General features: G+C 72.9%; 17 protein-coding genes. 7 read left to right on the top strand and 10 right to left on the bottom strand.

Annotated elements, in window-relative coordinates; translation table 11 throughout:
• Positions 1 to 233: 233 nt before the first annotated feature.
• The 4 genes from ACIQJT_RS02745 (at position 234) to ACIQJT_RS02730 (ending at position 3,586) form a co-directional block, all read left to right on the top strand.
• The gene (locus tag ACIQJT_RS02745) at positions 234 to 1,355 is read left to right on the top strand and encodes a PP2C family protein-serine/threonine phosphatase (RefSeq protein ID WP_365459568.1); all 1,122 of its coding nucleotides are present in this window, start codon (positions 234 to 236) and stop codon (positions 1,353 to 1,355) included.
• Positions 1,356 to 1,493: 138 nt separating this feature from the next.
• Complete coding sequence (locus ACIQJT_RS02740) at positions 1,494 to 1,865, top strand: hypothetical protein (RefSeq protein WP_402639301.1); 372 nt, start codon at positions 1,494 to 1,496, stop codon at positions 1,863 to 1,865.
• A gap of 199 nt (positions 1,866 to 2,064) precedes the next feature.
• Complete coding sequence (locus tag ACIQJT_RS02735) at positions 2,065 to 3,045, top strand: aldo/keto reductase (protein WP_402639299.1); 981 nt, start codon at positions 2,065 to 2,067, stop codon at positions 3,043 to 3,045.
• Positions 3,046 to 3,232: 187 nt separating this feature from the next.
• Positions 3,233 to 3,586: a VOC family protein gene (locus ACIQJT_RS02730; protein ID WP_402639297.1), complete on the top strand. Its 354-nt coding sequence runs from the start codon at positions 3,233 to 3,235 to the stop codon at positions 3,584 to 3,586.
• A 31-nt stretch (positions 3,587 to 3,617) separates the two neighbouring features.
• Here the strand turns inward: ACIQJT_RS02730 and ACIQJT_RS02725 are convergent, their stop codons facing one another.
• The 9 genes from ACIQJT_RS02725 to ACIQJT_RS02685 form a co-directional block, all read right to left on the bottom strand.
• Complete coding sequence (locus ACIQJT_RS02725) at positions 3,618 to 4,709, bottom strand: ABC transporter substrate-binding protein (protein WP_402639295.1); 1,092 nt, start codon at positions 4,707 to 4,709, stop codon at positions 3,618 to 3,620.
• Between the two features lie 174 nt (positions 4,710 to 4,883).
• Entirely contained in the window at positions 4,884 to 5,315 is a 432-nt protein-coding gene (locus ACIQJT_RS02720) for a tetratricopeptide repeat protein (protein ID WP_402639293.1), read from the bottom strand.
• A gap of 67 nt (positions 5,316 to 5,382) precedes the next feature.
• Positions 5,383 to 6,489, bottom strand: coding sequence for an LLM class flavin-dependent oxidoreductase (locus ACIQJT_RS02715; protein WP_402639291.1), 1,107 nt, complete (start codon positions 6,487 to 6,489; stop codon positions 5,383 to 5,385).
• A gap of 298 nt (positions 6,490 to 6,787) precedes the next feature.
• A complete protein-coding gene (locus ACIQJT_RS02710) occupies positions 6,788 to 7,255 on the bottom strand; it encodes a helix-turn-helix domain-containing protein (protein ID WP_365465671.1) in 468 nt (155 codons plus the stop codon).
• Between the two features lie 84 nt (positions 7,256 to 7,339).
• Positions 7,340 to 8,773 carry a GH1 family beta-glucosidase gene (locus ACIQJT_RS02705; protein WP_402639289.1) on the bottom strand — a complete coding sequence of 478 codons (1,434 nt, stop codon included), beginning with the start codon at positions 8,771 to 8,773 and terminating at the stop codon, positions 7,340 to 7,342.
• A gap of 206 nt (positions 8,774 to 8,979) precedes the next feature.
• Positions 8,980 to 9,996: a LacI family DNA-binding transcriptional regulator gene (locus ACIQJT_RS02700; protein WP_365465677.1), complete on the bottom strand. Its 1,017-nt coding sequence runs from the start codon at positions 9,994 to 9,996 to the stop codon at positions 8,980 to 8,982.
• Between the two features lie 114 nt (positions 9,997 to 10,110).
• Positions 10,111 to 11,769, bottom strand: a complete 1,659-nt coding sequence (locus tag ACIQJT_RS02695; protein ID WP_402639287.1) for an NAD-dependent malic enzyme — start codon at positions 11,767 to 11,769, stop codon at positions 10,111 to 10,113.
• Positions 11,770 to 11,892: 123 nt separating this feature from the next.
• Positions 11,893 to 13,545 carry an amidohydrolase gene (locus tag ACIQJT_RS02690; RefSeq protein ID WP_402639285.1) on the bottom strand — a complete coding sequence of 551 codons (1,653 nt, stop codon included), beginning with the start codon at positions 13,543 to 13,545 and terminating at the stop codon, positions 11,893 to 11,895.
• Positions 13,546 to 13,567: 22 nt separating this feature from the next.
• A complete protein-coding gene (locus tag ACIQJT_RS02685; protein WP_402639283.1) occupies positions 13,568 to 14,863 on the bottom strand; it encodes an amino acid permease in 1,296 nt (431 codons plus the stop codon).
• Between the two features lie 151 nt (positions 14,864 to 15,014).
• On the opposite strand from ACIQJT_RS02685, the gene ACIQJT_RS02680 reads away from it, so the two are divergent.
• The 3 genes from ACIQJT_RS02680 (at position 15,015) to ACIQJT_RS02670 (ending at position 18,265) form a co-directional block, all read left to right on the top strand.
• Positions 15,015 to 15,737 carry a TetR/AcrR family transcriptional regulator gene (locus ACIQJT_RS02680; protein ID WP_402639281.1) on the top strand — a complete coding sequence of 241 codons (723 nt, stop codon included), beginning with the start codon at positions 15,015 to 15,017 and terminating at the stop codon, positions 15,735 to 15,737.
• A 90-nt stretch (positions 15,738 to 15,827) separates the two neighbouring features.
• Complete coding sequence (locus ACIQJT_RS02675; RefSeq protein ID WP_402639279.1) at positions 15,828 to 17,039, top strand: hypothetical protein; 1,212 nt, start codon at positions 15,828 to 15,830, stop codon at positions 17,037 to 17,039.
• Positions 17,040 to 17,341: 302 nt separating this feature from the next.
• Complete coding sequence (locus ACIQJT_RS02670; RefSeq protein WP_402639277.1) at positions 17,342 to 18,265, top strand: hypothetical protein; 924 nt, start codon at positions 17,342 to 17,344, stop codon at positions 18,263 to 18,265.
• Between the two features lie 183 nt (positions 18,266 to 18,448).
• Here the strand turns inward: ACIQJT_RS02670 and ACIQJT_RS02665 are convergent, their stop codons facing one another.
• Complete coding sequence (locus tag ACIQJT_RS02665) at positions 18,449 to 19,348, bottom strand: amidohydrolase family protein (RefSeq protein WP_365455039.1); 900 nt, start codon at positions 19,346 to 19,348, stop codon at positions 18,449 to 18,451.
• Between the last annotated feature and the right edge of the window lie 55 nt (positions 19,349 to 19,403).

Here is a 19,403-nt window from a genome sequence, read left to right as displayed (position 1 = left end):
CGTGGGGGCCGCGCGGCAGGCAGGGCCCGGTCCCGCTGCGGCCCAGGGGCACGGTCGCCCTCACGGTCGAGGGCAGCGGCGGTGCCGGCACCACCGTGGTGCGCGGCACCGAACCGGTACCGGCACAGCTGAGGGGCCGCGGTCCGGGAGGGGCCCGACCGGCGGGGCGCCGCTCCGGGCCGCGGCGGGCCTGCATACCGTAGAGGCAGATCACCGTCTGCCCGGGAGCCCGCATGACCGGTAGCCGCCGCAGGAGACCCGGCGACACCTTCGACGCCATCGAGCCGCCCGGCGACGCCCAGCTCGTCGCCGCGGTGGTCGGCGTGACGGCTGTGGTCGAGTTCCTCGGCGCGCTGTCCGGGTCCGAGGTGTGGCTCCTCGGGCTCCTGGTGTTCCTGCCGGGTGCCGCCTCGGCGCTGGGCACGGTCCGGCAGACGGCGTTCGTCGCCGTGTGGACCACGCTCGTCGTCACCGCCAGCGTGCTGCTGCGGGACCGCCAGGCGGGCCACTGGTTCGACCGGCTGCTGCTGATCCTGTTCACCGTGGTCCTCGCGGCGACCTCCGTCTACGGATGCCACCGCCGGATCAGACGCGAGGAGGCGATGCTGCGCCTGCGGTCCACGGCCGCGGCCATGCAGCGGCACATCCTGCATCCCCTGCCCCTGGTGACCGTCGACGTCCTGGTCAACGGCGTGTACGAGCCGCTCCAGGAGGAACGGCTGGTCGGCGGGGACATCTACGACGTCGTCGACTCGCCCTTCGGGACGCGGGTGCTGATCGGGGACGTGCAGGGCAAGGGGCTCGCCGCGGTGGGCTCGGCGTTCGCCGTCATCGGCGCCTTCCGGGAGGCGGCCCACCGCGAGCCGACCCTCACCGCGCTCGTGGACGCCCTGGACGCCGCCGTCGTGCGGCACAACTCCTACGCCCTGCACACCGGGGACGACGAGCGGTTCGTCACCGCGCTCATCGTCTGCGTCGACGCGGACACCGAGGTGCAGGCCGTCAACTGCGGGCACGTCCTGCCGCATGTGCTGCACGACGGGACGGTCAGCACGCTCGAACTCGAACCCGGCGTCCCGCTGGGTCTGGCCGAGCTCGCCCACGAGCCCACGACCGTGGGCTGGTTCGACTTCCCCGAGGGCGCGACGCTGCTGATGAGCACCGACGGCCTGACGGAGACCCGGTCCGCCGACGGCGCCTTCTATCCGCTCGACGAGCGCCTGACGAAGTACGCCGGCCTGTCCCCCACCGAGCTGCCGCAGGCCCTGCACGACGACGCCCGCGCGTTCGCCGGCAACGGCGGCCCCCACGACGACGTGGCCGTCCTGACGGTCCGCCGCTCCCGGCGCACCTGAGACCGGGCGGGTGCGCAGCGGTCCCCGGAGGCCGCCGTGGCATCACCTCCATGGACACCTTTCCGCCGCTGACCGACGGTTCGCCCGCGACCGCGGTGAGGTGCTCGTCCCCGCGAGGTCGGCGCGGAGCACCGACGGTTGCTCGACGCCTTCGTCGCGGCGGCGCGGCACGGAGACGTGGCGGCGCTGGAGGGGGTGCTGTCGGCCGATGTGGTCGCCTACGCCGACGGCAACGGGCTGCGGGGCGTGGCCCGGCTGGAGGTGGTGGGCGCGCAGCGGGTGGCCGGGATCAGCGCGTTCGTCGACAGGCTCATCCCGGGCGCCCGGTTCGCCTTCGCCGAGGTCAACGGTCTGCCCGGGGTGCTCGTCCGCCGGGGCGGGGAGACCGTCGGCTCGGTGAGCGCCACGCTCGGGGCCGATGGCATGGACGGGCTCTACCGGGTGCCGGCGCCGGAGAAGCTCCGGGCGTACGAGCGCTCCTCGGACCGCCTCGCGCGCCGGGAGCCGTAGGGACCGTGCGGTCGGCTGTTCTCGGGGAGGGCCGGTGGCCGGGCTCGCACGGAACCCACGGCCCGCGGTCACGAGACCTGGAACGACAGGCAGCCGGTGCGCGCTGCGCGCCCGCGCCGCGCGGAAAATCGCTGTGCCCCGAGGCCCCGGCCACGGCAGGATGATCGCTCGGTGTCGGCCAGACGAGGGGAGACGGCGGATGAGGCGGAACCGGCTCGGGAAGACCGATGTGCACGTCACGGAGCTGGGCTTCGGCGGCGGCCCGCTCGGCGGACTCTTCGCACCACTGGACGACGAGACGGCCGCGGGCGCCCTGGAGGCGGCCTGGGACAGCGGGATCCGCTACTTCGACACCTCCCCGCACTACGGCATCGGCCACTCCGAGCGCCGCATCGGCGCCCTGCTGCGGGACCGGCCGCGCGACTCGTTCACCCTGTCGACGAAGGTCGGCCGGCTGCTGGTCCCGCAGGACGCGGCGGGCCGCATGGACGAGAGCTTCGCGGTGCCGGCCACGCACCGCAGGGTGTGGGACTTCACGCGGGACGGTGTGCTGCGCAGCGTGGAGGACTCGCTGGAGCGGATGGGCGTGGACCGGGTCGACACGCTGTTCCTGCACGACGCGGAGGAGCACTTCGAGGACGCGTTGCGCGACGGATACCCGGCCCTCGCCGAACTCCGCGCCCAGGGCGTGGTGGGGGCGATCGGCGCGGGGATGTACCACCCCGGCCAACTGGCCCGGCTGGTCAGGGAGTCGGACGTCGACGTCGTGATGCTGTCCGGCCGTTACACGCTCCTGGACCACAGCGCCCTGGACGAACTCCTGCCGGTCTGCACGGACCGCGGGGTGTCGGTCCTCGCGGCCTCGGTCTTCAACTCCGGTCTGCTCGCCACGGCCCGGCCCACCGAGGGCAGCACCTTCGACTACGCCCCCGCCGAGCAGGGGATGCTGGAGCGCGCGAACCGCATCGCCGACGTCTGCGAGGCCCACGGCGTGACCCTCCCGGAGCTGGCGATGGCGTTCCCGCTCCGGCATCCCGCGGTGGCGGGCATCGTCGTCGGCATGCGCACGGCGGAGGAGGTACGTGCCAACACGGCGGCGTTCGGCGCGGAGATCCCCGCCGCGCTGTGGGACGACCTGCGAAGTGAGCGACTCCTGGACGAGCGGGCACCTGTGGCGTAGCACGCCGTACGCACGGCGGATCGGCGGTAGCCGGCCTCGGTGCGCGGGGCGCCGGACGGCCCGGACACGATCAGGCGCGCCATGACGGTCCGGGGCAGTGGCGGGGCACGAGAAGAAGTCCGTGCGCCCGCCGGTCGCCCACCCGTGCGACGGGCCGCCGGAGCGCGCTCCTGGCAGGATGGCCGGCATGGAACGTGTGCTTGGCATCGGCGGATACTTCCTCAGGGCCGCCGACCCCGTGGCCCTGAGCGCGTGGTACCGCGACCACCTGGGCCTGGAGGCCGACGAGAACGGCCTGTGGCGGCAGGACGCCGGACCCACGGTGTTCGCGGCGTTCGAGTCCGGGACCGACTACTTCGGGTCCCGCGCCCAGCAGACCATGCTCAACTTCCGGGTCCGCGACCTGGACGCGATGCTCGCGCAACTGCGCGCGGGGGGAGCGGACGTGGCCGAGGAGATCCAGGACATGAAGGGGGTCGGCCGTTTCGGCTGGGTGACCGACCCGGAGGGCAACCGCGTCGAGCTGTGGCAGCCCGCCTGACCCGTCGAGGGCAGGAGCGCGGGCCCGGCGCTCAGTCTGCGTGACGGGTGCGGAAGCGGTCGGGTTCGGCCGGATCCCGGTCGACGATCCGGACCGGCGCCCCGTCCCACTGCCAGACACCGGTGCCGGGCGTGCGGGAGAACCGGATGCGGCCGCGGGTGCCTTCCACCGCCACGTGCGGCCAGGCCGCGGCGATGTCCGCCCGGTCCGTTCCGTGGGTGCGCAGGACCTCGGCGAGGACGGTGATCGTGTCGTGGCCCTCGAAGGCCACGAACGAGGGCGGCGCGCCCAGCTTCTCGCGGAGAGCCGCCTCGGCCCGTGCGCCGAGGGGGCCGAGAGGCTCGGGCAGGTAGCGCAGGAACGGGACCGCGGTGCCGTCGCCGCCCAGCAGCCCCGCCCATGCGGCGAACTCGGGCTGTCCGGCCGGAGCGCCGATCATGACCTCGGCGAGGCGCAGGTCGCGGCGGACGGACCGGACGATCGACACGGCCGGCTCGGGGAAGCCGGCCAGCAGGAGGAGGGCCGTGGCCCGCTGCTCCGCGAGTCGGTCGCACAGCGCCTCGGGGGTGAGGGCCCGCGCGTCGAGTTCGAGGACGGTGCCGCCCCGTGCCGCAAGCCGGTCCCGGAGGATGCGGGTGCCCATCGCCCAGTAGACGCTCGGTTCGGTCGCCACGGCGACACGGCTGTGGCCCGCACCGAGCAGGAAGTCGGCGTAGACCCGCCAGCCGTGGGACTGCGGCGGGGACAGGCGCGCGACCCATCGTGTGGGCTGCTCGGTCAGCGCGTCGAGGACCGCCGACGAGCAGAGGTACGGCAGGCGGAGGGCGTCGGCCCTGGCGGCGGCGGCGCGGGCGACGACGCTGTGGTACTCGCCCGCCACGGCGGCCACACCGAGCCGGTCCAGTTCGGCCACGGCCGCCGCGGCCCGCAGCGGATCGGCCGCGGTGTCCCGGACCGACAGTTCGAGAGGTCTTCCGTCGATCCCGCCGGCCTCGTTGACCTCGTGGGCGGCCTGTTCCAGGCCGGCGAGCAGGTGCCGGCCGGCCTCGACCCAGCCGGGCCGCGTCAGCGGAACGAGAGCGCCGATCCGGACCGGCGCCGCCGGACGCCCCTGAGTGATCATGCCGGTCATTGCACCCCGCGCCCTGGCCCCAGGGCAACCTCTTGAGTCTTTCCGGGATCCGAGAGGTGCTTCAGGCGGGCCGCCCTCGGCACACGGCGGGCGGCGGGCTCGTCGTGCGGCCGGAGTGTTCCGTCGGCACGATGCCCGCCGCCCCGAGTGCGCCGCCCTCGCCGCTCAGTCGTCGTCCGGGAACTCGCCCGCGAACGCACCGGCCATCCGCAGCCAGGGCGCCGCCTCCTCTGCGCGGCCCAGCCGTTGCAGGGTGCGTCCCAGCATCAGGTGGGCGTAGTGCTCCACCGGATCGCGCTCGACGATCACCCGCAACTGCTCCTCGGCACGCCGCAGTTGGGCGGAGTGGTAGTAGGCGCGCGCCAGCAGCAGCCGGGGGCCGGTCTGTTCCGGTGCCTCCTCGACGACGGCGGCGAGGAGCTTCGCGGCACCGCTGTAGTCGCGCGCCTCGAACAGCAGCCCGGCCCGCTCCCAGCGCTCGACGGTGGTCTCCTCGTGCGGCACTCCGACGCCGTCGTCGAACAGGTGCAGGGCGCTGGCCCAACGGTCGGGCGCCACCCCGCCGGTGGCCGCGTACGCGTTGAAGTCGTTGGTCATGATGGCTCCGTCCGCCGGCCGCGCCTTCGCGCGGACCGGCTTCGTCGCGAGGGTCCTGGGATTCGGTTCAGACCGCCGGTGCGGCGGTCGCGGCCCGCTCCGCCTCGTGGGCGGCGAGCAGGGAGGCGTGGGTGGGGGCGTCGGGCACGTCGGTCGGCCGGTTCCTGGCGAACTCCTCGCGCAGCACCGGTACGACCTCCTCGCCCAGCATGTCGATCTGCTCCAGGGCGGTCTTCAGCGGGATGCCGCCGCCGTCCACGACGAACAGCTGGCGCTGGTAGTCACCGGCGTAGGCGCGGAAGGACAGGGTCTTCTCGATGACCTGGTCCGGAGTGCCGACGGTGAGCGGGGTCTGTCGCATGTACTCCTCCATGGGCATCCCGCCTCCCATCACCGGTGAGTGGTCGAAGACCGGGCGGAACTCCCGGACGGCGTCCTGGGAGTTGTGGCGCATGTAGACCTGGCCGCCCAGACCGACGATGGCCTGCTCGGGGGTGCCGTGACCGTAGTGGGCGTACCGCTCCCGGTACAGGTCGATCAGCTTCCCGGTGTGCTCCTTCGGCCAGAAGATGTTGTTGTGGAAGAACCCGTCGCCGTAGTAGGCGGCCTGCTCGGCGATCTCCGGCGAGCGGATGGAGCCGTGCCACACGAACGGCGCGACTCCGTCCAGCGGCCGGGGCGTGGACGTGAAGCCCTGGAGCGGGGTGCGGAACTTCCCCTCCCAGTTCACGACGTCCTCGCGCCACAGGCGGCGCAGCAGGGCGTAGTTCTCGATGGCGAGGCTGATGCCGTCCCGGATGTCCTTGCCGAACCAGGGGTAGACCGGGCCGGTGTTGCCGCGGCCCATCATCAGGTCCACCCGGCCGTCGGCCAGGTGCTGGAGCATCGCGTAGTCCTCGGCGATCTTCACCGGGTCGTTCGTGGTGATCAGCGTCGTGGACGTCGAGAGGATGATGCGCTCGGTGCGCGCGGCGACGTGGCCGAGCAGGGTCGTGGGAGAGGAGGGCACGAACGGCCGGTTGTGGTGCTCTCCGGTCGCGAAGACGTCGAGTCCGACCTCCTCGGCCTTCCGCGCGATCGCGACCATGGCCTTGATCCGCTCGTGCTCGGTCGGCGTACGACCGGTGTGCGGGTCGGTGGCCACGTCCCCGACGGTGAAGATGCCGAACTGCATCGCCCTCACCCTTCCTGGTGGTTGATGCATCAACTATACCCACCCAACGTGGGGCCACCGCCGGCTATTCCGCTCGGGCAGGAGCAGGGCCATGGGGGTTCCGAGCAGGCAGAACGCGGGCGAGAGCGGGTGGCGCCGACGGGGGTCCCGTCGTGGATTTCGCAGGCAGGACCCGGCATCGCTGCCGCGGACGGTCCTCGCCGCCCCGATGAACGGTCCGGTGACGGCCTTGCACTTCTGCGCGCCGGGCCGAGTCAGCCGCCGCACGCCGCGACGACGACCGCGAAGACCCTCCGCGTCAGGCCGGGTTCTCGTCCAGCTTGCCGATGACACGCTCGGAGATCTCGGCCAGCACCCGCAGCTCGGCCGGTGTGACGTGGTCGATGAACAGTTCCCGCACCGCCTCGACATGACGCGGGGCCGCCGCCTCGATGGCCGCCCGGCCGGCGTCCGTGATGACCACGAAGGCACCGCGCGCGTCCTCCGGGCACTCCTCCCGGACCACCAGCCCCCGCCCGGCCATCCGCGCGATGTGGTGGGACATCCTGCTCTTCTCCCACTCCAGCGCACGGGCCAGATCCTGGTACCGCTGCCGCCCCTCCGGGGTGTCCGTGAGATGGACCAGCACGGCGAAGTCCGCGGCTGACACCTTGGACCCGGACTGGAGCAGACGCCCGAGACGTCCGCCGAGCCGCTCGTGCAACCGGACGAAACCCCGCCACGCGCGCTGCTCCTCCGGCGTCAGCCATCGCACTGTGTCTGCCATGGACAAAGTGTAAGCGGAGTTGACACATCACCGAATGGTGCGGGGCCGGGCGGCGCTCGGCTCCCCAGGCCGGTCCCGTCCGGGCTACTCCGTGGTGCTTGGGGGCGGGATGCTGCCCTTGGTCGCCAGTTCCCGGTACCACAGGGCGCTGTCCTTCAGGGTGCGGCGCTGCGTCTCGTAGTCGACGTGGACGATGCCGAAGCGCTTCGAATAGCCGTAGCCCCACTCGAAGTTGTCCATCAGCGACCACACGAAGTATCCGCGCAGGTCGACTCCGGCGGCGAGCGCACGGTGGGCGGCGAGGAAGTGCCGGTACAGGTAGTCGACGCGCTCCGGGTCGTGGACGGCCCGGCTGCCGTCGGGGCGGGTGACGAGGCGGTCCTCGAAGGCGGCGCCGTTCTCGGTGATGACCAGCGGCTGGTCCGGGAACCGGGTGTGCAGGTCCAGCAGGAGCTCCTCGAGTCCGTCGGGGTCGATGTTCCAGCCCATCGCGGTGTGCGGGCCCTCCTGTGCGACGAACTCCACCTGGGGGGAGCCCGGCCAGGGCGAGCCGCCCATGTCCTTGTGCCCGTCGTTGTTCTGCCGCGCCGTGGCGCCGTCCCACAGCCGCACCCTGGTGGTGGCGTAGTAGTTGACGCCGAGCAGGTCCAGTGGCTGGTGGATGCGGGCCAGGTCGCCGTCCTGGACGAACGACCAGTCCGTGATGCCCGCGGTGTCCTCCATGAGGTCCTGCGGGTAGTGGCCGCGCAGCAGGGGTTCGGTGAACGCCCGGTTGGCCAGCGCGTCGATCCGGCGTACGGCCTCCTCGGCGCCGTCCCCCTCCCCGCGCAGGACGTGGAAGTTGAGGGTGACCGAGTACTGCGGGTCGTTGGTGGCGACCTCCCTGAGCTGCTGGACCGCGAGCCCGTGGGCGAGGTTGAGGTGGTGGACCGCGGTCAGCGCCGCGGCGCCGTCGGTGCGGCCGGGGGCGTGCGCCCCGGAGCCGTAGCCGAGGTAGGCGGAGCACCACGGCTCGTTCAGCGTGGTCCAGACGGCGACACGGTCGCCGAGGGCTTCGCCGACGATGCGGGCGTAGTCGGCGAAGGCGAAGGCGGTGTCGCGGTTCGTCCAGCCGCCCTCGTCCTCCAGGGCCTGGGGAAGGTCCCAGTGGTAGAGGGTCGCGACGGGGACCATGTCCCGCTGGAGCAGGCCGTCGACCAGCCGGCTGTAGAAGTCCAGCCCCTTGGGGTTGGCCGGGCCCCGGCCGGTGGGCTGGATGCGCGGCCAGGCGATGGAGAACCGGTACGCCTTCAGGCCGAGGGAGGCCATGAGGTCGAGGTCCTCGTCGAGGCGGTGGTAGTGGTCGGCGGCCACGTCACCGGTGTCGCCGTTCCACGTCTTGCCCGGGGTGTGGGAGTAGGTGTCCCAGATGGAGGGGCCGCGCCCGTCCTCGTCGACGGCGCCCTCGATCTGGTAGGCGGCGGTCGCGGAGCCGAGGAGGAAGTGCGCGGGGAAGGACGGGGGCTGGACTGTCGACATGCGGGTCGCTTTCCGGTAAAGGCCAGGGATGGGGGGCGGTGTCCGGTAACCACGGTGATGTTAACGTTAACAAGCTGTCAAGGGCCTGGCCCGGCCAATCACCGCCTGCGGTGTTCGCACAGGTGCTGGGGTTCACCCACGGTCCCCGTCCCGCCGTCGGCCCGGGAGCGGAGCAGCCGTCCGGCTCCCTCGCTGCGCGCCGGAGTTCAGGCGTCCGTGCGGGGTGCGGCCGTGCTGTCGCGCACGACGAGCCGCGGCGTGAGCTTCTGCCGCTGCGCCGGTTCCCCGTCCAGTCTGCGGACCAGCAGTTCGATGGCGCTCCTGCCCAGGTGGGCGAAGTCCTGACAGACCGTCGTCAGGGCCGGTACCAGGTATCCGGCGCCCTTCATGTCGTCGAAGCCGACGACCGACACGTCATGCGGCACCTTCACGCCCCGTCGAGCGAAGGCGGCCAGCACGCCCATCGCCATCTGGTCGTTCCCCGCGAAGACGGCGGTGGGAAGGCCGCCGTCGGCGTCGCAGAGCGCCTCGGCCAGGCGGAACCCGCTCTCCGCGCCGAAGTCGCCCTCCAGCAGGGGCCCTTGGGCCGCCGCGGCGGTGAGCTCGGCCTGCCACCCCTCGACGCGGGCCCGGGCGTCGAAGGTGCGCAGGGCGCCGGTCAGATGGGCGATGTCGCGGTGTCCGAGGTCGAGGAGGTGCCGGACGGCGAGCCGGGCGCCGAGTTCCTGGTCGACCTCGACGAAGCTCAGCTCGGGGTCGGGCGCGTTGCCGGACATCACCACCGCCACCGGCACCCCGAGCGAGAGGCCCGCCAGCGTCTCCACCGTGTCGGGCCGGTCGGCGACGACCGCGATCGCCTCCACCGCCTGGTCGGTGAGCCGTTGCAGTGTCTCCATGAGGTCGCCGGTGGTGCTCTCGCCCTGCCGGCTGGCCAGGCTCACCCAGTAGCCGGCCTGTTTGGCGGCCGTCTCCACACCGAGGAGGATGCGCGGCAGCTCGAACAGCTCCGAACCGACGATCACCACGCCGATCGTCGAGGAACGCCGGCTCTTGAGGGCCCTCGCGACGCTGTTGCGGCGATATCCCAGCTTCTGGATCGCCGCCTCGACCCGGGCCCGGGTCTCCGGCCGCACGGACGGATGGCCGTTGATGACGCGGGAGACGGTGATGTGCGAGACGCCGGCCTCCCGGGCCACGTCCATCATGCCCGGCGGCCGGTCCATGTCACTCGTCCTCTGCCCTCGACCCGAGCGGGCGGCCTCACGCCCACCGCCGATACTGTCACAGCCGCCGGGCCGCCTCCCCGGACCCTCCGGTCCCCTCCCGGGGCCCGGCGTTCACGACGCGTACCGGGGTGTCCACTGCGCCTGCGCGATCGCCTCGCGCAGCTCCGCCTCCGTCGCCTCCGGCGCGACGCCGTCCTCGACGGCCGCCCGGGCCACCGCGAGCGCGATCTCGCGGGCCGCGTCCCGCATGCTCGCCAGCGGAGGCAGCAGCGGGGTGGCCCCGTCGGCGCCCGCCCGCACGGCGCACTCCCCCACGGCACGGGCCGCCGCCACCATCATGCGGTCGGTCACCCGGCGGGCCCGGCAGGCCGTGACCGCCAGACCGACGGCGGGGAACACGTAGACGTTGTTGGCCTGCGCGACCGGCACCTCGCGGCCGTCCACCGTGAGCGGCGGGAAGGGCGATCCGGCGGCGATCAGGGCCCTGCCGTCGGTCCAGCGGGCTAGGTCGGCGGGGTCGGCCTCGGCGTTCGAGGTGGGGTTGGACAGCGGCAGGATCACCGGCCGGTCGCAGGAGTCGGCCATCGTGCGCACGATCTCCTCGGTGAAGGCGCCGTGCGCCGTGGAGAGCCCGATCAGCACCGTCGGCTCCACCTCGCCGACGACCCGGGCCAGGTCGGGCGCGTCCCCGCCCCACTGCCGTACCTCCTCGTCGTCGCGGGCGTACACCCGCTGCTCGGGGGTGAGGTCGGTGCGGGAGTCCACCAGCAGGCCGTCGATGTCGACGAACCAGAACCGGTCGGCCGCCTCCTCCTCGGACAGACCCTCCTCCACGAGTGCGGTACGGATCATGTCGGCGACGCCGATCGCCGCCGATCCCGCGCCCAGGACCACGATCCGGTGGTCGGTCAGGGACGATCCGGCGACCTTCGTGGCGGTGGTCAGCGCGCCCAGCGCCACGGCCGCGGTGCCCTGGATGTCGTCGTTGAAGGTGAGGAGCCGGTCCTGGTAGCGGCCGAGGATCGGGCGGGCGTGGGGGGTCGCGAAGTCCTCCCACTGGAGCAGGGTGCCGGGGAGTTCGGCCTCCACGGCGGAGACGAACGCCTCGATCATCTCGTCGTAGGCCGCCCCGGTGACGCGGTGCTGCCTGCGGCCGAGATAGTGCTCGTTCGACAGGAGCTCGTCGTTGTCGGTGCCGACGTCGAGGAGGATCGGGAGGGTGCGGGCGGGGTGGATGCCGCCGATGGCGGTGTAGAGGCTGAGCTTGCCGATCGGGATGCCCATGCCGCCCACGCCCTGGTCGCCGAGGCCGAGGATGCGCTGGCCGTCGGTGACGACGATGACGTCGACCTCGCCGCCCGGCCGGTTGCGCAGGATCTCCCGGAAGCGGTGCCGGTCCTCGTACGTCAGGAACAGCCCCCGCGGCCTGCGGTAGATCTCGCTGAACTTGCGGCACGCCTCGCCGACCGTGGGGGTGTAGACGACCGGCAGCATCTCCTCCAGGTGCCGGGTGAGCAGGCCGTAGAAGAGCACCTCGTTGGTGTCCTGGAGCTGGCGCAGGTAGATGTGCCGGTTGAGCGTCTTGTCGTATCCGAGGAACGCCGCGTACGCCCGGCTCGTCTGTTCCTCCAGTGTCTCGGTCGCCGGTGGCAGCAGCCCGTCCAGGCCGAGTGCGGCGCGCTCCTCGGGGCTGAAGGCGGTTCCCTTGTTGAGCAGGGGGTCGGCGAGGAGGGCGGTTCCTCGGACTCGGTCGGGGCTGGGAGTGGCCATGGTGTTCCTCGGTTCGACGGGCATCGGGACGGCCTCGGTGCGCGCGGCCGTCCCGTCAGCATCCCTGCTGCCCCGTACCCGGACGCCGGAATCACCTGTTCCGTGGGCGGGGGTTCCACTCGTTCAGGCGTCCCCCGCCGCGTGGACCCGCTGCCCTTCGACGAAGGTCTGCAGGACACGGGTGGCCGCGATCTCCTCGCGCGGGCCCGCGAACGGGTCGCGGTCGAGGACGACGAGGTCGGCCGACTTCCCCACGGCGATGCTGCCGCTGATGTCGTCGAGGTGGTTCACCCAGGCGCTGCCCGCGGTGTACGCGGCGATGGCGGTGCCCAGGTCGAGGCGCTGGCCCGGAAGGAACTCCGGGGTGCCCTCGGGGGCGCCGGGGGCCACCCGGTTGACGGCGACGTGGATGGCCTGGAACGGGTCGGGGCTGCTGACCGGCCAGTCGCTGCCGGCGGCCAGGGTGGCGCCGGCCCTCAGCAGGTCGCCGAAGGGGTACTGGCGTGCCCCGCGCTCGTCGCCGAGGAAGGGCAGGGTCAGCTCGTCCATCTGCGGTTCGTGGGCGGCCCACAGCATCTGGAGGTTGGCGCTCGCACCCAGGGCGCGGAACCGGGGGATGTCGTGCGGGTGCACGACCTGGAGGTGGGCCAGGTGGTGCCGGGTGTCGCGCCGGCCGTTGGCCGTGCGGGCGGCCTCCACGGCGTCCAGCGCCTCGCGTACCGCGCGGTCGCCGAGCGCGTGGAAGTGGACCTGGAAGCCGGACGCGTCCAGTTCGGTGACGTACTTCCGCAGCTCGTCCGGTGCGACGAAGCTGATGCCGCTGTTGTCCGACGCGCAGCCGCAGTTGGTCAGATAGGGGTCCAGCATCGCGGCGGTGTGGTTCTCCGCGATGCCGTCCTGCATGACCTTCACGGTGCCCGCCCGGAACCGGCCTCGGTCCAACTCCGCGCGGCGGGCGATGAGTTCGGGGATCTGTTCGGCGCCCCGCTCGCGGTCCCACCACAGGGCGCCGACGACCCGGGCGGTGAGCAGGCCCCGGTCGAGGGCCGCGAGGTAGGAGGGCGCCGGGTCCGTCATGTTGGCGTAGGCGCCGACGATGGCGTCCTGCCAGGCGGTGACCCCGTACGAGTGCAGCACAGCCTGCGCCCGGAGCAGTGCCGTGAGTTGGTCCTCCGGGGTGGGGTCCGGGACCAGCCTTCCGACCAGGTGGACGGCTCCCTCCTGGAGCATCCCGGTGGGGTTGCCGTCGGCGTCGCGTTCGATGCGGCCGTCGGCGGGGTCCGGCGTACGGGCGTCGATGCCGGCCCGTTCCAGGGCACGGCTGTTGACCCAGGCGCCGTGGTGGTCGCGGTTGGGCAGGAACACGGGCCGGTCGGGGACGAGTGCGTCGAGGGCCGCCGCGGTGGGCGCTCCGCCGGGGAACGCCTCCAGGGACCAGCCGCCGCCGGTGATCCACCCGGCGTCCGGGTGCCGGTCGGCGTACGCCTTGATCCGGCGCAGGTACTCGGCCGGGTCGACGGTGTCGGCGAGGTGGCACAGGCCCAGTTCGAGGCCCGCGCCCTGCGGGTGGACGTGTGCGTCCTGGAAGCCCGGCAGCAGCGACTTCCCTGCCAGGTCGACGACTTCGGTGCGCGGGCCGATGAGCTCGTGCACTTCGTCGTGGCCGACGGCGGCGATCCGCCCGTCGCGCACGGCCACGGCGGTGGCGGTGCTGCGGGCGGGATCGACGGTGTGCACGGGACCGCCGGTGAGGACGAGGTCCGCGGTGTGTGACATGGGGGTGAACTCCAGGGAGGGGTCAGACCGCCGTACGGTCCATCGGCAGGGTCAGGGAGTCGGCGTCGGTGCCGCGCCCGGTGGAGAAGTAGGGCGAGTGCCGCCCGTACTTGGCGACGGCGGCCATGGCGAGGCCGGCCACGACGATCGCGGCGGGCAGCGAGAACATGAACCAGCCGTTGTCCGGGCTGAGTTCGAAGTGGTCGCTCATGGTCAGGTACGAGTATCCGAGGTAGCCGCCGAGGCCGAGCAGGATCAGTCCGGACACCGCGGGCACGCCGACGGCGAGCAGCGCCTCCCGTGCTCCGTCGTGGCGTGCGGAGCGGAAGCGCACGGCGCAGGCGAGCGCGGTGAGGCCGTAGTAGAGGGCGACGATCAGGCCGATGGCGTTGACGGCGGCCAGCAGCATGTCGCTGAGCTCGGGGATCGCGACGGCGAGCACGGCGATCACGGCCGCGACGGACATCACGACGGCGGTGCCGGCCGCGGGGGTGCCCCAGCGCGGGTGGACCCGGGTCCACAGCGGTCCCATCGTGCGGTCGCGGCTCATCGCGAACAGGGCGATGAGACCGCCGCGGGCCGCGTCGCCCGGGCTCCTCGTCTCCTCGTTGACGCTGAAGGCGGCGTCCCAGCCCCAGAAGAAGAACACCGCGAGGACCATGCCCTGGGCGAACGCGGTGCCGTCGGCGATCTCGAAGGGGTTGAACCAGGACAGCGAGACGGCGTGGTCGCCGGTGATCAGGGCCCAGCCGCAGAAGACCAGCAGGACCGCGTACTCGAAGACCAGGAGGGCGAACTGGAAGCGGGTCGCGGCCCGCACCCCGGTGACGGCCAGCGCGGTGAGGGCGAGGAGGACCACCAGTCCGACCGCGGTGGTGACACCGGTGGAGGTCGGGTCGAGGGCTAGGCCGGCGACGCTGCGCAGTCCGGCCTTGTTGGCGAAGGCCAGGACGACCGAGCCCATGATCGCGCTGGTGTAGGCGCAGAAGATGACCGAGCCGACCAGGGTGACCCAGCCGGTCAGGAAGCCGGGCCAGGGGCCGAGGGACTTGCCGACCCAGACGTAGCCGTTGCCGCAGTTCGGCTCCGAGCGGTTCAGGCGGGCGTAGGCGGTGGCGATGCCGAGGACCGGCAGGAACGCCAGGAGCAGCAGGGCCGGTGCCTGGAGGCCGACGACGGTGGCGATCGTGCCCATGCCGATGGCGATGCTGGTGGTGGCCGCCGTGCTGGACGCGGCGATGGCGACGCCGTCGACGACACCGAGGGAGCGGCGCAGGTCCGGGCTCGGTGCGGAGGACTGGGGCGGTCTGGACGACATGGAGGGCTCCTCGGGGCCAGGGGACGGGGAAGAGGAGAAGAGCCGCGCGGTGAGGTGATGGAACAGCCCGCGTCCATATTGGGTCAACCCTGTTGACGTAAGGGGGCCGGGGGCCGTTCACTGAGGGCCCCGCGGCGAGAGGAGTCCGGTCGTGTCCAGCCGTGTCCCCGAGGAACGCCGACGCCGGCGCCCCACCCGCACCGGTGTCCTGCTGTCCGAGGAGCTGATCGTCGGGACCGCCCTGCGCCTGATCGGCGAGCACGGCCCCGAGGCGCTGAGCGTGCGCCGGCTCGGCGCGGCGCTGGGCTGCGACCCGACCGCCCTGTACCGCTACTTCCACGACACCGACGACCTGGTGCTCGCCATCGCGGACCGGATCATCGGCGACGCGATGGCGGGATTCGTCCCCGGGGACGACTGGGTGGCCTCGCTGCGCGAGATGGCCCTGCGGGTGCGGGCCGGATACCTGGCCCATCCGCGGGCGGCCGCCCTGGCCGCGCACCGGGTGACCCGGCGCACCAGCGAGATCCGGGCGGTGGACACCGGGATCGGCCTGCTGCTGTCGGCGGGCTTCGCACCGGCCGACGCGGCCCGGCTGTACCTGGCCTTCATCGACACCGTGCTCAGCCACGCCGCCACGGACGCGGCGTTCCAGGCGCTCCCCCGGCAGCAGCGCGAGGCCGACCACCGCGCCTGGCGGGAGGTCTACCAGGATCTGGACCCGGGGGCGTATCCGGCGCTCACCGCGGTACGGCGCGAGCTGCCGGGGATGGCGGAGAGTTCGTTCGAGGCGGCGGTGGATCTGCTGCTGGAGGCGCTGGCGGCGCGCGCGCCGGCGCGCCGGGCGTCCAGGAGGGGTTCGTCACCCGGATGAGTTTTTCCGTACGTTCCGTGGGACGGGGGTTGGCCCGAGGGGCCGGACGGTAGCAACGTCAAGATCGCACCAGTCCACAGGGGGGACCCGATGAGACACAGACGATTAACCGCCCGCGCCTCGGTCGCGGCGGTCGCGCTCGCACTGCTCGGCCTCGGCTCGGGCCCGGCGCTCGCCCAGCCTCCGAAGCCGTCCGCGCCGCAGTACACCGCCCTCGACCTGGGCACCCTCGGCGGCACCTACAGCTCGGGATTCGCCCTCGACGCCGACACGGTGGTCGGCAGTTCCACCCGGGCCGGCGACGACTTCCACTCGCACGCCTTCGCCTACGACCGCTCCACGCACGTCATGACCGACCTCGGCACCCTCGGGGGGCCGGAGAGCACCGCGCTCGACGTCGAGGGCCGCTATGTGATCGGCGACTCCTCGCTGGCCGGCGGCGACCGCAGGGGGTTCGTGCACGACCTGCGCACCGGCCGGACGCGGGCCGTCGGCACCTTCGGGGGCGGCGACAGCCATGTCACCGACATCAGCGGCCACACGGTGGTGGGCAGCGCCCGGACACCCGGCAACCAGAACACCCACGCCTACGCGTACGACGCCCGCACCGGCACCATGACCGAACTCGACTCCCCGGTCGGCCCGGACGGCACCAGCACCGCGGCCGGGACCTCCCTGGACCGGTACGTCGCCGGCACCTGGGACCACCCCGGCACGCCGTTCGAGGGCGGCCACGCCTATGTCGACGACCTGCGCACCCACACCTGGACCGACCTGAGCAGGTACGACAACGGCGTGTCCAGCAAGGTCACCTCGATCACCGGGCACACGGTCGTCGGCACCTTCCAGCCGGAGCCGGACGGCTCCTCCGGCCAACCTCCCGAGCGCGGCTTCGCGTACGACATCCGCAGCGGGGTCTGGAGCGACCTCGGCCCCGAGATGTCCTACCGTCCGGTCGTCACCGGGCACACCGTCCTCGCCACCACACGCCCGGGCGCGTACCGCTACGACCTGCGCACCCGGACCCTGTCGGCCTTCGGCCCCGGACCCGGCCGGACCTACATCAACGGCGTGGCCGGAAAGTTCGCCGCCGGGGACACCAACCCCGGCCCCTTCGCCTACGTGTACCGGGTCGACACCGGCGGGTTCACGCTGCTGCCCGCCATCGGCGGCGTCCACTCCACGGCGTCCGACGTGGACCGGCACGGCGCCGCCGTCGGCAACAGCGCGACGGCCCCGACCGATCCCACCAGCCCCGACGGCGTCTACCACGCCACCCTCTGGACGATCCGGCGCGGCTGACCGTCGAGGGGCCGTTTTGAGCCGTGCCCACGGCACCGGGCCCGCGGAGCGAGCCCTGTCACGGCCAACTCGCCGTGACGGGGCCCGCGTTGGCCGACAGCCCGACCGGTCGGGACACACCGCGGGGGTCTCATCGCAGACAACTGGCGTGAATCCGACGTACGCCCCTCGCGCCCACCGCACCCCTCGGACATCTGCGCAGGAGCATCACACAGGCTGCACACCGCCTTTCGAAAGCCTCGCTACTTTTGCCTCCGGCTCGATCCCCCGTGCGAACGAGACCGGCCACGGCCATCGGGCCGATGGTGCAGTCGACTCAGGAAGACCAGATGGACTACTGCTCCTCGTGCCGTCGGCATCTCAACGGCGCCCTGGCGTGTCCCGGATGCGGCGCCTACGCCCCGGATATCGCTCCCCCCGCCCACGTCTACACAACGACCGGCACGGCGGCCGCGGCGTGGGACGAGGCACCCGAGTGGCACGACGCGGGGCTCCCCGAGGAGCCGGCGGCCGGGACCGACCCCGGTGTCGCGTCCGAGGACGTGGTGGACGGGCCGGTGGTGACGGAGGGCCGGGCGGCACGGCGGCGCCAGCGGGCCCGCTGGAAGAAGAGCCAGCGCAAGGCCGTGGTCGCGACCGCCGTCGCCCTCGTCGGCGGCGGCCTGACCGTCACCGCGATGAGCCAGCAGTCCGACACCCGGACCCAGGCGGCCACCTCGCCGGACTCCCGGGCCATGGGCATGGCGGAGCTGCCCACCTCGGACGACGCCCAGCCGGCTGCGACGCCCGCCACGGCACAGCGGCCCTCGACGGCCACGCCCGCCGCGAAGACGGGCGCGCACCGGCGCACAGCCGACTCGGCGTCCACCACGACCCTGTCGTCGGTCCACACGGACTCCGTCACCTCCCGCACGCAGGCGGCGACGACCGGCTCGCGCTCGCAGTCCCAGGGCTCGCTCCCCTCCACGGGCACGGCCGGCGCCGGCACCGGCGGCACGAGTGCCACGACCACGACGACGGGCACGACCGGGACGACCGGCACGACGACCGGAACCTCCGGCTCGTCCTCGTCCTCGTCGTCCTCGTCCTCGGACGGCACGGCGAGCACGAACACCGGCACGAGCACGGGCGGGGACAGCTCGCAGTCCTCGCAGACGGGCAGCTCCTCGTCGTCCGCGACCGACCCGTCGGGGCTGTGCGTGCTCAACCTGCTCTGCATCAACTGACGCGGGCGGCCCACGAGACGGGCGCCCGCTGGGCCCTCCCGGAAAGATCGGGCATGAGTCCGGATCTTCGGGGTAGCAGAGTCGATGCTTACCCGGAGGAAGGGCCGTCTCACCTGGGGAGGTCGCGGCGGCCCTTCCTCCCATCCCAGGGCCGCCGGCGCGCGCACGGGTCAGCCGGCGGTGTCACACGTCGAACAGCCTGCTCGCGTTGTCGTGGCAGACCGCCCGCAGCCACTCCGGTCCCAGGTCCAGGCGTTCCAGGGCGTGGAGCTGGTGCAGGTAGGGGTAGGGGATGCTGGGGAAGTCGGAGCCCAGCAGGACACGGTCGCCGAGGGCGGCGAGCCGGGGCAGCGCGCGGCGCGGGAACGGCATGAAGTCCTCGGTGAAGTCGGTGAACGCCATGGTCGTGTCCAGCCGCACCTGGTCGTACCGCTCGGCGAGGTCGAAGAACTCCTCGTACTCCGGCATCCCCATGTGCGCGACGATCAGCCGCAGCCCCGGGTGCCGGGCCAGGACCCGCCCGATCGGCTCGGGGCCGGTGTGCTTGCCGGGCGCGGGTCCGGAGCCGCAGTGGATCACCACGGGGACGCCCGCCTCGGCCAGCAGCCCCCAGGCCCTCTGGAGGAGGTCGTCGGCCGGGTCGTAGCCGCCGACCTGGACGTGCGCCTTGAAGACCCGCGCCCCCGCTTCGACGGCCTCCCGCACGTACGTCTCGACGTCCGGCTCGGGGTAGAGGGTGGCGGTGTGCAGGCAGTCGGGGGTGCGGCGGGCGAAGTCGGCCGCCCATCCGTTCAGCCACCTGGCCATGCCGGGCTTGTGGGGGTAGAGCATCGCGGTGAAGGCCCTGACGCCGAACCCGCGCAGCAGGGCCGTTCTCTCGTCCTCCGCCTTCCGGTACGTGATCGGCCAGCCCAGCCCGCCGATCAGCGGCCCGTTGCTGTCGAAGTACTCCCAGACCTTGTGCAGGACCCGCTCGGGCATGAAGTGGGTGTGTACGTCGATCAGGCCCGGCAGACCGAGCCGGCCCCAGAAGCGGCGGACCTCTTCGGCCTCGTCGTGCGTCGCCTCGTCGCGATCGTTCATGCCGCCCACGATCGTCCCTGGTGAGGGGTACGGCGACCGTTTCCGCGAGGGGCGC

The sequence above is a fragment of the Streptomyces sp. NPDC091972 genome, assembly GCF_044756385.1.
Classification (GTDB): Bacteria; Actinomycetota; Actinomycetes; order Streptomycetales; family Streptomycetaceae; genus Streptomyces.
Note: the sequence above shows the minus strand (reverse complement) of the source record. Positions and strands in the feature narration are given on the sequence as shown.